Source organism: Aureimonas sp. SA4125 (assembly GCF_019973775.1).
Classification (GTDB): Bacteria; Pseudomonadota; Alphaproteobacteria; order Rhizobiales; family Rhizobiaceae; genus Plantimonas.
The window spans coordinates 1,921,773-1,933,609 of record NZ_AP025032.1 but is presented as its reverse complement, the minus strand read 5'-3'; the positions used below and the strand labels follow the sequence as shown (position 1 = coordinate 1,933,609).

The following is an 11,837-nucleotide window of genomic DNA, read 5'->3' as shown; positions in this document are numbered from 1 at the left end:
TCGTCAGGTCATCACGAAGTCGACGAGGAGCTTGATGTTCAAGAGCGCGATCACGAGCGCGATGAACACAGCGATAGCTATCAACCACTTCGGGGTGACGAGGTCGCCCATCTTCTCGCGGCTCGCGGTGAACATCACCAACGGGAAGACCGCAAAGGAAAGCTGAAGGCTGAGAACGACCTGGGTGAGGACGAGAAGCTTGCCCGTCCCGGCGTCCCCATACCAGATCGTCACCGACACCGCCGGGACGATCGCGATGCCGCGAGTGATCAGGCGGCGGGCCCAGGCGGGCAGCTTGATGTCGAGAAACCCCTCCATGACGATCTGCCCCGCGAGCGTCGCCGTCACCGTCGAGTTGATGCCGCAGCACAGGAGCGCGATGCCGAAAAGGGTCGGGGCGATGGCAAGCCCCAAGAGGGGCGCGAGGAGGGAATGAGCCTCGCCGAGTTCGGCGATCTCCGTCCGACCCGTCGTGTAGAAGGTGGCAGCGGCGAGGATCAGGATCGCGGAGTTGACGAGGAGCGCGAACATCAGTGCCACCGTCGAGTCGATCGTCGCGAACTTCAGCGCTTGCCGCTTCTCCGGGAGCGTCGTTCCGTAGGCCCGTGTCTGCACGATGCCGGAATGGAGATAGAGATTGTGCGGCATGACGGTCGCGCCGAGGATTCCGAGAGCCAGGTAGAGCATCTCCGGATTGGTCACGATCTCCGTCGTGGGAGCGAAGCCGAGGATGACCGCGCCCCAGTCGGGATCGGCGAGCGCGATCTGGACGCCGAAGCAGACGGCGATGACGCCGAGCAGCGTGATGATCAACGCCTCCACCCAGCGGAAGCCGAGCCTCTGGAGGAAGAGGATTAGAAAGACGTCGAGCGCGGTGATTAGGACCCCCAACTCGAGCGGGATGCCGAATACGAGGTTGAGACCGATCGCCGTACCGATGACCTCGGCGATGTCGGTCGCGATGATGGCGATCTCGGCTAGGAACCACAGGACGTATGCGACGGGAGCTGGGAAAGCGTCCCGGCAGGCCTGCGCAAGATCCCGCCCGGACGCGATGGCAAGCCGAGCGCATAGCGACTGGAGGACGATCGCCATGATGTTGGACACGAGAGCGACCGTCAGCAGCGTGTAGCCGAACTTCGAGCCGCCCGCTATCGAGGTCGCCCAGTTGCCCGGGTCCATGTAGCCGACAGCGACGAGGTAGCCGGGACCGAGGAAGGACGCGGCCTTTCGCAGGCTTGATCCCGACGTGTTGACCGCAATGGACCGATTGACGTCAGACAGTGAGCCTTCGCCGCGGGAACGGCGCCACCCTCCCAGGGGTTCCTGATCCACAATGTCGGATGTCACGGGCCCGTCCTCGCTGATGTGATCGATGGGTACGCTGTTTGGCAGTGTCGACAGATGGCTCCTTCGACAACGCGAGCGTACGCCTGTGCCATCAAAGTTGTCCAGTGACAAACTTTGCGTCATAGCCCAAGTTTCGGTACCGTGTAGCGGCAGGAATAAGGGAGGTCAGGTCGATGGGAAGTCATCAGGAACATCCGACAGATCGGCTGCTGGCGACAAGCAGGGCGGCACGCTTCGCCCGCGTCCGGGAAGCGCACCAATCCGAACTTGCCGAGGACTATGTCGAGATGATCGACGACCTCATCGCCGAACACGGCGAGGCGCGTTCAGCCGATCTCGCCGAGTGCTTCGGTGTCTCGCCCGGCACAGTCGCCCGCACCGTTCAGCGACTGGTCCGGGACGGATTGGCGACAAGCGAACCCTACCGCTCGATCTTCCTGACGGCCAAGGGGAAGGCGATGGCCACACAGGCGCGGGCGCGCCATGGATTGGTGCAGGACTTCCTGGTCTCGATCGGCGTCGACCGGGACTCCGCCGAGCTCGACGCCGAAGGAATCGAGCACCATGTCGGTCCGGAGGCCCTTGCGGCATTCCGCCGGCACCTCGGCAGGTGAGCGTCAGCGCTGGCGCAGGAACCCGATCGCCGCCAGGAGCGCCGAAATGATCGTGGCCACGATGACGATAGTCTGGACCGCCTGTGCCGAAAGGGCGGACGTTCCGATGAACAGCAGCACGATCTTCACCGCCACGAACGCGAAGGCGGAGCCCATGAGTGCGCCCATCGCGGCGTAGACGATGGCAAGGGTCCACTTGAGGACGAGGTCGACCGTTCCGGCCATGAGATATTCCTTGCGTGCTGTGGACTTGCCCCGGAAAAGTGGAGAGTTCTCAATGAGGCATGAGGAACTCCATGGCGAAGACACAGCGACGATTTACGAAGGAATTCGAGGAGGAAGCCGTCCGTCTGGTTGAGACGAGCGGCCGGACGCAGCGCGAGATCGCGGAGGACCTTGGCGTTGGGCTATCGACACTGCGGCGCTGGATCGACAAGCGGCGCGACGCCTTGATAGAAAGCCCGCCTCCCGACCGCGTCGAGGACATGGCTGCGGAGATGAAGCGGCTGCGGCGGGAGAATGAGATCCTTCGTCAGGAGCGTGGCATCCTGAAGAAGGCGATGGCTTTTTTCGCCCGGGAGGGAAGTCGGTGAGGTTCGAACTCATCGATGCGGCGAAAGAAGAATTCCCCGTCCAGCGTCTCTGCAAGGTCCTCGGCGTCAGCTCGAGCGGCTATTTTGCATGGAAGGATCGACCGGCCTGCCGCCGGCAGCAGCGCGACATGGTGCTTCTGGCGCATGTCCGCTCGGCGTTTCGGTTGTCGAACGGCACCTATGGGAGTCCTCGCATGCGGCATGAACTCCAGGCCGAGGGGATCGCTATCGGGCGCCGTCGGACAGCGCGCCTGATGCGCGAGAACGGCCTCAAGGCCCGGCAGAAGCGGCGGTTCAAGCGAACGACGGACAGCCTGCACGCCTTCCCGATCGCGCCGAACCTCCTTGATCAGGACTTCGCGACCGAACGCCGGGACGAGAAGTGGGGAGCCGACATCTCCTATGTTTGGACGCGAGAGGGCTGGCTGTATCTCGCCGTCGTCATCGACCTGTTCGCCCGGCGCGTCGTCGGCTGGGCCGTCAGCGATCGTCTACACAAGGAGTTGGCTCTCGAGGCGCTCCGCAAGGCCCTCGTCCTGCGCCGCCCGAAAACCGGCCTGATCCATCATTCTGACCGCGGCAGCCAATATTGCTCGATCGACTATCAGGCCGAGCTACGCAGGTACGACGTGCTGATCTCGATGTCCGGCAAGGGCAACTGCTATGATAATGCGATGGTCGAGACCTTCTTCAAGACGTTGAAATCCGAGCTGGTCTGGCGCACCGTCTTCCAGACCAGGACCGAGGCGAAGGCGGCCATCGGCCGCTACATCGACAGCTTCTACAACCCCGTCCGGCGCCATTCCGCGCTCGACTTCATCAGCCCCGTCCAGTTCGAACGACTGGCCGCCGCGTAATCAAAACGCTCTCCACTAAAAGGGGGCAAGTCCACTGTGGAGGACCGGGGGACGAAGGCCTCCTTATCCGGAGACGAGACGATCCAGCTTTTCGATCCGGACGCTCTGAGGTTCGTGCATGTCGAGTGTACCTGCGAAGGCGCCTTCGCGATCGTAGAGGTAGACCCCGGCCGAGTGGTCGACGGTGTAGTCGGTGCCTTCCAGCGGCACGATCCTGCGGTAGGCCTTGAAGGCGGAAAAGGCAGCGTCGATCTCGGGCTCTCCTCCGGTCAGACCCGTGATCCGCGGGTCGAACGGTTCGAGATATTCCTTCAGGACCGACGGCGTGTCGCGCTTCGGGTCGCCGCTGACGAGGAGGACGGACAGGTCGTCGCCCTTGGGACCCATGCCCTTGAGGAGCAGCGTCAACTCGGCGAGCGTCGTCGGGCAGACGTCGGGGCAGTTCGTGAATCCGAAGAAAACCGCGACGGGCTTGTCCCGGAACGACGACCATGTCCGCGTCGTGCCGTTCTGGTCGACAAGCGTGAACTCGCCACCGATGGGCACTGGGTTCAGAGCCGCGGCCACGGGGGACTCGATCCCGGAGCGCAGGTCGACAAAGCCCGTCAACACGAGCGCGAGCATCATGGACACCCCGGCGACGAGGCCCCAAAGCACACGTCGGATCACGGCGAGATTCATTGCGCCCCGCCCATGACATGGCGCGCGTGGGAGACCGGGGCAGCCGCGCCATGCGGCTCGACCTTGAACTCGACGGGGACCGTCCCTGCCCTTTCAAAGACGAGTTCGCCCTTGAAGGATTCACCGGCGGCGAGCGGCTTCCTGAGGCCGACGAGCATCACATGCGTTCCGCCGGATCGAAGGGCGACCGTCGCCCCGGGCTCGATCGCGATGCCACCCTCGACGGGGCGCATGCGGGCTACGCCGTCGACGATCTCGGACGTATGCAGCTCGAAGCGATCGGACGCCTCGGACGATCCACCGAGAAGGCGGTCGGCCTCGGTCCCGGCATTGGTGATCGCGAGATAGCCGACGCCGATCCTGGCCGTCTTCGGCGTCGGCCTGGACTCGGGATGGTCGACCGAGATCGCGCCCGACTTGAACTCGTGAGCGGAAGCAAGGGCGGGCGCAGAGAGGCAGCCGATGAGTATCGCCGTGCGAAAGACCGTCCTCACTTCGGGTAGCTCGCCAAGGTCTCGGTCTTGCCGTCCCTCATGACGAGCAGCACGTCGTAGGGCTCGTCGCTCTCCCCCATGCCGGGGCTTCCCATCGGCATGTCCGGGACCGCGAGTCCGATCGCGTCGGGCTTCTCGGTGAGCAGCCGCTTCACCTCGGCCGCGGGCACGTGGCCCTCCACGACGTAGCCGCCGACGAAGCCCGTGTGGCAGGAGGTCTGCCCCTCTTTCAACCCGGCCTCCATCTTCTTCGCCCACAGGTCCGCCATGGCGAGGTTCTTGGCGTCGACGGTGAAGCCTGCCTCCTCGAGATGCTTGATCCAGCCGATGCAGCAGCCGCAGCCCGATGTCGAGAAGACGGAGACGGTTTCAGACGCAAACGCCGAGTTCGAGAGAAGGGCGAACGCGCCCGCAAGGATGGTCTTTCGAATGGACGTCATCGTCCCACTCCCCGTTCGTTTCGTTGTCGGTTCAAAGCCAGCGCCGGACACGCCGTCTGTAGTCGGCATAGGAGGCGCCGAAGGCACTCTCCAGGAAGCGTTCCTCGTCGCGGAGCTGCATCTCGCAGGCCAGCCAGAACCCGAGAGCACTGGCGACCATCAGCGGCGACGGCAGCGCGAGGACGAGGCCCGCGGCGAGTGTCAGCATCCCGACGAAGACGGGATTGCGCGACAATGCGACGAGGCCGGTCGTCACGAGGGCGTCCGGATCCTTTTCCGGAACGCCGACACGCCACCGCCGCCCCATGTCGGACCGGGCGACAACCGTCGACACGGAGCCCGCAACCGCCATCACCATCCCGACGGGGATCAGCGCCTCCGGAACGATGGCGATCGCATCCACTCCCATCCATCCAAGGTGAATGGCGTCGCCCAGCGTCGACAGCAAGGCGCCGACGACGGATGCGCGGAAAAGTCGCTGGGCCCAGAGCTGGCAAGAGGTGCCTCCGAACCCGTAGGCGCTGCCACCGATCTCGCGGGACACCCGCCTTGTGGCGGCAAGCAGCCAGAGGCACGTGGCGACGAGGACGGCGAACGGCCCGAGGCGGAGGGGGTGGGTGATGACCTCTTCCATCATGCGGGCTTCCACCCGAGAAGGCGCATCGCATTGGCGGTGACCAGAACAGTCGCTCCGGTGTCGGCGAGGATCGCCGGCCAGAGGCCCGTGACGCCGACGATCGTCGTCACCAGGAACACCGCCTTGAGCCCGAGGGCGATGGTGATGTTCGTCCGAATGTTCGCCATCACGCTCTTCGACAGATCGATCATATCGGGAATGTCCATGACCCGACCATGCAGGACGGCGGCGTCCGCTGTCTCGAGCGCCACGTCCGTGCCGCCACCCATCGCGATGCCGATGTCGGCCGCCGCGAGCGCCGGGGCGTCGTTGATGCCATCTCCGATCTTGGCGACCTTCAGGCCCTCGGCCTGAAGGTCGCGGACGATCCGCTGCTTGTCCTCGGGCAGCAGTTCGGCCCGTGCTTCCATGCCGAGGTAGGAAGCGACCGCCTTGGCCGTCGTCTTGTTGTCGCCCGTCAGCATGATCGTCCGGACGCCCATGCTCTTCAGGCGCGCCAGGCCCCGGCGTGCGTCGGCACGCGGTTCGTCCCGCATGGCGATGAACCCGATCATGGAGGTCCCAACCACGATGACCGAGACTGTCTTGCCATCCGCGTTGAAAGCCTCGATGGCGGACTGCTGCTCGGGGGTGATCGTCGCCCGTCTGGCAGCCGCCTGGGGCGACCCCAGGAAGACCCGCTCGCCGCCGACGCCGCCCTCGATTCCCTCGCCCGCGATCGCGCTCGCGTCGAAAGCAGGCGGAACCGGGATCGCGTCGGCCTTCGCCTTGTCGAGGATGGCGACGGCCAGTGGATGGCTGGAGCCACGCTCGAGCGCGGCGGCAAGCGAGAGGACGTCCCGGACGGGGCGCTCTCCGGCGACCACGTCGGTTACGACAGGCTTGCCAGCGGTCAACGTTCCAGTTTTGTCGAAGGCGATCGCCGTGATTTTGCCGAGCGTCTCGAGGACGGCACCGCCCTTCATCAGTAGACCACGACGGGCGCCAGCCGACAGGCCTGCCGCGATGGCCGCAGGCGTCGAGATGACGAGGGCGCACGGGCAGCCGATCAGGAGGATCGCGAGGCCCTTGTAGATCCACTCCTCCCAGGAGCCGCCGAAGGCCAGCGGTGGTACGACGGCGACAAGCGCGCCGACGATGAGGACGCCAGGCGTGTAGACCCGTGAGAAGCGGTCGATGAAACGCTCGGTCTCGGACTTTGATTCCTGCGCTTCCTCGACCAACCTGACGACGCGGGCGATCGTGTTGTCGGATGCCGCGGCCGTCACCTTCACCCGCAGGACGCCACCGGCGTTGATCGTGCCGGCGAAGACCGGGTCGCCGACCTTCTTGCTCTTTGGCACGCTCTCGCCCGTGACCGGGGCCTCGTCGATCTCGCTCGCACCCTCCACGATCTCCCCGTCGGCCGGGACCCGGTCGCCGGGACGGACGACGATCGTCGCGCCGACCACCAGCGTCTCGGCGGGAACCTCGGTCGCCTGGCCGTTCGTCTCGAGCAGCGCGGTCTTCGGCACCAGTGCCGAGAGCCCCTGGATGCTCTTGCGGGCCCGACCGGCCGCGACGCCTTCCAGCATTTCGCCGACGAGGAAAAGGAGGACCACGGTGGCGGCCTCGACCTCGGCACCGATGAACACCGCGCCGACCGCGGCGATCGTCATCAGGGTCTCGATCGAGAAAGGCGTGCCGTAGCGGGCGGCGTTGAAGGCGCGTACGGCAACCGGCACCAGCCCGACCGCCAAGGCGATGATGAAGGCCGGCTTCTCGATCGACGGGTAGATGGTCCCGGCGACGTAGGCGACGACCAGCGCGAGGGCGCAGGTGGCGGTCGCCATCGCCTTGCGTGTCTTCCACCAGGGACCATCGGAGGGCGCGCCATGATCGTGCGCATGCGCGGAGGGAGCCGTGGCTGCATCCGCTGCATGGGAACCATTGTCGTGATCATGATTGTGGTCGTGGCCTTCATGATCATGATCGTGCTGGTCATGGCTATCGGCGACCGTGGCTGGCTTGCTTGGTGCGGGCTTGCCTCCGACCGGAGCGGGCTCTGCTCCATAGCCGAGGTTCTTCACCTGCTTGATGATCGTCTCGCCCTGGAGATCGTCGCCATGCACGATCCTCAGAGTTCCCGCCGAGACGGACACCGACACGTCATCAACCCCGGGAAGCCTGCGGACGGCAGTATCGATCTTCGATGCGCAGGCGGCACAGTCCATGCCCGTCACCCGGTAGCGGGTCTGTCTCGGTTCGGCGTTCACGGGAATCTCCTCGAAACTGGATTTGGCCGACCGTAATTCCTCTACCGACTAGAGGAGCAAGAGGAAAAAGCGGCTTCGGTGAAAAGCCTGTCCGGCCTCGCCCACGGGCCCCGCGCAGCAATGCCTTATCCTTGGCGAAAAGCCTTGCAAGACCTGCGAGATGAGGTAGCGACTCCGGGCTGGGAAACTCAATGCTGGGGACAGATCAGACGATGTCTAAGATGTCAGGCGCGGCCCGTGGACCGACCTTCGGCCGAATGGCGCCCCCCAGTGCTGGTCGGGCGAGACTTCTTGCGCACCTCGCCACATTCCTGATCGCTTGCTCGTCCTCCGCAGAAGCCTTCGCCAAGGATGCGCGTCCGGAGATCGCTTCCGCCGAACTGAAGATCGAGCATGCGGAACTGTTAATTCAGGCGGATCCCGCCGCTCCGGTCGATGCGTTCCTTGTGGTCTGGAACGGCACGTCGAGGAACGTCGGGCTCCGCGACATCACCAGCCCGGCCTTTGCCGGCATCGGTACGGTCCGGGGCCGTCACGACGATCGCTTGCCGAACGGCGGACTGGAGAACGAGATCTTCGTTCCGTCCCGGTCCGAACTGCTGATGAGGGAAAGCGGAATGCATCTGGTTGTCCGGCGTTCGGGCACCGAACTGCTGCCGGGCCAACAGGTCCCCGTTACGGTCGGCTTCAACGACGGCAAGACCCTGACCATCATGGCGGTCGTCAAGAGGTCCGGAGAGAGGATCGAGGATCACCATCATGAGGACTGACCCGACAGCACGGCCGTGGATTCTCGCAGCGTTCCTCACCCTGACGGTTGTCGGCTCCACTCTGCCTGCCAGGGCCGCACAGCTTGTCCCGCACCGTGCGGTTTACGAGCTGTCCCTGACACGCAAATCCTTCGATCTCCTGGGCGGGATCGGGCGCATCGCCGCAGACGTCGAGATACCCGCCTGCGGTAGGTTCGACACCGACTACAGGTTCGTCGCCCGCTTCGAACGCGAAGACAAGACCGTCGTGACCGACCAGCAGACGGTTTCGGTCGAGGACGTCGCAGCCGGCACCTTCGACTTCACCACGAAGACCTTCGTCGACAACGCCCCGGAGGCCGTGCTGAGGGGGAGAGCCGTCAACGGTGCGAAAGGAACGCAGGTCTCGATCGAGGAACCGGAAAGGTCGAAGTTCGACCTCCCCCTCTCTGTCTTTCCGTCGGCCCATACGGTCGCCCTGATCGAAAATGCAAAGGCCGGCGAGCGGTTCGTGCAGACGCCCTTCTTCGACGGCGACATCGAAGAGGACATGATGCTCACGACCACGGCCATCATCACGCCGACCAAGCCCGAGGGCTCGGGATCCGAAAGGGCGAAAACCTCCACAGGGGAGCATGTGGACGGGAAGTTGCACGGGATCGCGAGCTGGCGCGTCACCGAGTCCTATTTCGACCGCCACACCGATGCGGACGGAAGCGGACAACCGCTCTACCAGACATCCTACACGCTTTATGAGAACGGCATCTCCGACGACATCACCATCGACAACGGCGACTACGCCTTCGCCGGTTCGCTCTCGAGGCTAGACTTGAAGCCCGTGCCGACCTGTCCGCCCTCCCCCTGACTGTCTCGCCGCTGAGCGACCGCACGGCTAGGCGACGAAACCCTCGATCACCAGCAGTCCGAGGAACCCGACGAAGAACAACGAGGTGACGAGGGGACTGTCCGGCTTTTGGTGCGCCTCGACGAGCAGTTCTTCCGTGACCAGGTAGAGCAGCGCGATGAGGGCGAAGCTCAGCGCAGCGGTCAGCCAGAAGGGCGGCAAGTCGTGGACGGGACCGCCCAGCACCGCCCCGAGAGGTAGGAGGGCGCCGCCCAAGGCGACGGCCGCGATCACCTTGCCCTTCGAGCCGAGGTTCTCAAGCAGCTCCTCGGTGGCGGCGAGACCGAGGAAGAGAATCTCAAGCGTCAGAGCGAACAGCAGCAGGGCGCCCTGCTTTGCCCCCGCCGCGAAGCCGATACCGAGCACCACGCCGTCGATGAGGATGTCGATGCCCGTCAGGGCAACGAGGGACCATTTTCCGGGAAGCCGGGAACCGACGGCTTTGATGGCGAACATCAGCCCGAGGCCGGCGCTGCCCCCGAGGACGATGGCAAGGGCCGACCCACCATGCTGGACGTCCGGCAGGACCTCGGTTGCCGCCGCGGCGAACACCACGCCGGCGGCGAGATGCTGTACGGCGCTCGCCGTCGCGGGGCTCGGGCGTCGGAAGCTTGCGAAGGTCGCACCGATCACCAGGGCCGCCCAGGGCAACAACGTGAACGTCCAGGTAGCCATGCGAGATATCCAATCCGAGTGAGCGTGCGAAGGAGAAGGCGACCTCGCACGGCGGTTCGCAAGACAGTCAGGAGATCCCGGCGTATGGGCACCCCCCAAATGCCATCGACCGAAGAGATAAAGCAGTTCTCTCGGAAGGGGACGCAAGGGTCCGTCAGTAGAACAGGTTGAGGTCGATCCCGACTGCGGACTGACGGTAGTGTCCGCGCTCGTGGTGGAAATTCCGACATTGAAAGGTGTGGCTGAGGCGGTCACCGGATAGGGCGGCTAAGGTGGAGTTGCGAGACTTCAACCTGACCGGAGAACCCGATGACCGAGGACAGACTACCGCTTGCCGAGCTTTTTGCGAAAGCCGGGGACGGCGATTTCCTGAGAACGATAGCCGAGAGCGTGATGCAGCTCCTTATGGAGGTCGACGTTGAAGGCATGATCGGCGCCGGGCGCCACGAACGGACGCAGGAACGGGCGACTTATCGCAATGGCTACCGCGACCGCTCGCTCGACACGCGGCTCGGCTCGTTGCAGCTTCGGATACCCAAGCTTCGGCAGGGCAGCTACTTCCCGCCGTTCCTGGAGCCGAGAAAGCTCTCGGAGAAGGCCTTGGTTGCCGTCATTCAGGAAGCTTGGATCAGCGGCGTTTCCACCCGGCGGGTCGACGATCTGGTACAGGCCATGGGGCTGTCGGGGATCGGCAAGAGCACCGTATCGAAGCTGTGCAAAGACATCGACGAACGCGTCGGCGGCTTCCTCGACCGTCCTCTCACTGGCGACTGGCCCTACCTCTGGCTGGATGCGACCTACCTGAAGCAGCGCGAGGGTGGACGCATCGTTTCGGTCGCCGCCATAATCGCCGTGGCCGTGAACACGGACGGCAAGCGCGAGATCGTCGGCCTTCACATCGGCCCCTCGGAAGCGGAGACGTTTTGGTCGAGCTTCCTCAAGAGCCTCGTGCGCCGCGGCCTGTCCGGCGTGAAGCTCGTGATCTCGGATGCTCACGAAGGGCTGAAAGCCGCCATTCGCCGGGTGTTCAGCGCCTCCTGGCAGCGCTGCCGGGTGCATTGGATGCGCAACGCCCTGTCGTATGTCCCGAAGGCGCAGCAGAGCATGGCGGCGGCCGCGCTGCGCCAAGCCTTCGCCCAGCCCGATCGTGCTAGCGCCAGCCAGGCGCTGCGCCACGTCGCCGACCAGCTTCGGGGAAAGTGTCCAAAGCTCGGGGCCTTCATCGACAACAGCGAGACCGACGTGCTGGCGCACATGGATTTTCCCAGTCAGCACCGGACCCGGATCCATTCGACGAATTCCCTGGAGCGCCTGAACAAGGAGGTGAAGCGGCGTGCCGACGTCGTCGGAATCTTCCCGAACGAGGGATCCATCATCCGGCTCATCGGCGCCGTCCTTCTCGAGGCCAACGACGAATGGCAGATCCAGAACCGCTACATGCAGACCGAACCCATGGCCGACCTCATGGCCATGGGCAACACTGCAAAACCCGAACAGATTTCCACCGAAGTCGCCTGAAACGGAGCCGCTTCAGCTACACTCAATTTCCACCACGTTGACGGACACGACCCGGACTGACTGCACGCGA

Annotated in this window: 13 protein-coding genes; 5 read left to right on the top strand and 8 right to left on the bottom strand. The window is 64.6% G+C overall.

What is annotated here, in order from left to right; translation table 11 throughout:
* Positions 1-3: 3 nt before the first annotated feature.
* The gene (locus tag Sa4125_RS08945; protein ID WP_224006135.1) at positions 4-1,350 is read right to left on the bottom strand and encodes an Nramp family divalent metal transporter; all 1,347 of its coding nucleotides are present in this window, start codon (positions 1,348-1,350) and stop codon (positions 4-6) included.
* Between the two features lie 173 nt (positions 1,351-1,523).
* On the opposite strand from Sa4125_RS08945, the gene mntR reads away from it, so the two are divergent.
* The gene (mntR, locus tag Sa4125_RS08940; protein WP_224006132.1) at positions 1,524-1,964 is read left to right on the top strand and encodes a manganese-binding transcriptional regulator MntR; all 441 of its coding nucleotides are present in this window, start codon (positions 1,524-1,526) and stop codon (positions 1,962-1,964) included.
* 3 nt (positions 1,965-1,967) lie between these two features.
* On the opposite strand, the gene Sa4125_RS08935 is transcribed toward mntR, so the two are convergent.
* Entirely contained in the window at positions 1,968-2,189 is a 222-nt protein-coding gene (locus tag Sa4125_RS08935) for a hypothetical protein (protein WP_224006129.1), read from the bottom strand.
* A 71-nt stretch (positions 2,190-2,260) separates the two neighbouring features.
* Here Sa4125_RS08935 and Sa4125_RS08930 point away from each other — a divergent pair.
* Positions 2,261-3,414 (top strand): IS3 family transposase gene (locus Sa4125_RS08930; RefSeq protein WP_223999062.1). Its coding sequence is split into 2 segments (ribosomal slippage): positions 2,261-2,525 and positions 2,525-3,414, totalling 1,155 coding nucleotides; the frame shifts between segments, so codons are not numbered across the junction.
* A gap of 63 nt (positions 3,415-3,477) precedes the next feature.
* Here the strand turns inward: Sa4125_RS08930 and Sa4125_RS08925 are convergent.
* From Sa4125_RS08925 to Sa4125_RS08905, 5 genes are read right to left on the bottom strand one after another with little or no spacing between them, the layout of a single operon-like run.
* On the bottom strand, positions 3,478-4,083 hold the full coding sequence (locus Sa4125_RS08925; RefSeq protein ID WP_224006126.1) for an SCO family protein: 606 nt from the start codon (positions 4,081-4,083) through the stop codon (positions 3,478-3,480).
* Positions 4,084-4,091: 8 nt separating this feature from the next.
* Positions 4,092-4,589: a copper chaperone PCu(A)C gene (locus Sa4125_RS08920; RefSeq protein WP_224006124.1), complete on the bottom strand. Its 498-nt coding sequence runs from the start codon at positions 4,587-4,589 to the stop codon at positions 4,092-4,094.
* A complete protein-coding gene (locus tag Sa4125_RS08915; protein ID WP_224006121.1) occupies positions 4,586-5,029 on the bottom strand; it encodes a DUF411 domain-containing protein in 444 nt (147 codons plus the stop codon). The genes Sa4125_RS08920 and Sa4125_RS08915 overlap by 4 nt, the downstream gene beginning before the upstream one ends.
* A 31-nt stretch (positions 5,030-5,060) precedes the next feature.
* Positions 5,061-5,666, bottom strand: a complete 606-nt coding sequence (locus Sa4125_RS08910) for an isoprenylcysteine carboxylmethyltransferase family protein (protein WP_224006118.1) — start codon at positions 5,664-5,666, stop codon at positions 5,061-5,063.
* Positions 5,663-7,921, bottom strand: coding sequence for a heavy metal translocating P-type ATPase (locus Sa4125_RS08905; protein WP_224006115.1), 2,259 nt, complete (start codon positions 7,919-7,921; stop codon positions 5,663-5,665). The genes Sa4125_RS08910 and Sa4125_RS08905 overlap by 4 nt, the downstream gene beginning before the upstream one ends.
* A 191-nt stretch (positions 7,922-8,112) precedes the next feature.
* Here Sa4125_RS08905 and Sa4125_RS08900 point away from each other — a divergent pair, with 191 nt between their 5' ends.
* Positions 8,113-8,691, top strand: a complete 579-nt coding sequence (locus Sa4125_RS08900; RefSeq protein WP_224006112.1) for a copper chaperone PCu(A)C — start codon at positions 8,113-8,115, stop codon at positions 8,689-8,691.
* On the top strand, positions 8,681-9,535 hold the full coding sequence (locus Sa4125_RS08895) for a DUF1849 family protein (protein ID WP_224006109.1): 855 nt from the start codon (positions 8,681-8,683) through the stop codon (positions 9,533-9,535). The genes Sa4125_RS08900 and Sa4125_RS08895 overlap by 11 nt, the downstream gene beginning before the upstream one ends.
* 27 nt (positions 9,536-9,562) lie before the next feature.
* Here the strand turns inward: Sa4125_RS08895 and Sa4125_RS08890 are convergent, their stop codons facing one another.
* On the bottom strand, positions 9,563-10,249 hold the full coding sequence (locus Sa4125_RS08890; protein WP_224006106.1) for a transporter: 687 nt from the start codon (positions 10,247-10,249) through the stop codon (positions 9,563-9,565).
* 309 nt (positions 10,250-10,558) lie between these two features.
* Between Sa4125_RS08890 and Sa4125_RS08885 the strand changes: the two genes are divergently transcribed.
* Positions 10,559-11,767, top strand: a complete 1,209-nt coding sequence (locus Sa4125_RS08885) for an IS256 family transposase (RefSeq protein ID WP_223998301.1) — start codon at positions 10,559-10,561, stop codon at positions 11,765-11,767.
* Positions 11,768-11,837: the final 70 nt, after the last annotated feature.

Bases quoted from the DNA above. Each gene is read 5' to 3' on its own strand.
- Sa4125_RS08890 (WP_224006106.1), bottom strand. From the start codon at position 10,249: ATGGCTACCTGGACGTTCACGTTGTTGCCCTGGGCGGCCCTGGTGATC.
- Sa4125_RS08895 (WP_224006109.1), top strand. From the start codon at position 8,681: ATGAGGACTGACCCGACAGCACGGCCGTGGATTCTCGCAGCGTTCCTC.
- Sa4125_RS08885 (WP_223998301.1), top strand. From the start codon at position 10,559: ATGACCGAGGACAGACTACCGCTTGCCGAGCTTTTTGCGAAAGCCGGG.
- Sa4125_RS08910 (WP_224006118.1), bottom strand. From the start codon at position 5,666: ATGATGGAAGAGGTCATCACCCACCCCCTCCGCCTCGGGCCGTTCGCC.
- Sa4125_RS08935 (WP_224006129.1), bottom strand. From the start codon at position 2,189: ATGGCCGGAACGGTCGACCTCGTCCTCAAGTGGACCCTTGCCATCGTC.
- mntR (WP_224006132.1), top strand. From the start codon at position 1,524: ATGGGAAGTCATCAGGAACATCCGACAGATCGGCTGCTGGCGACAAGC.
- Sa4125_RS08900 (WP_224006112.1), top strand. From the start codon at position 8,113: ATGCTGGGGACAGATCAGACGATGTCTAAGATGTCAGGCGCGGCCCGT.
- Sa4125_RS08915 (WP_224006121.1), bottom strand. From the start codon at position 5,029: ATGACGTCCATTCGAAAGACCATCCTTGCGGGCGCGTTCGCCCTTCTC.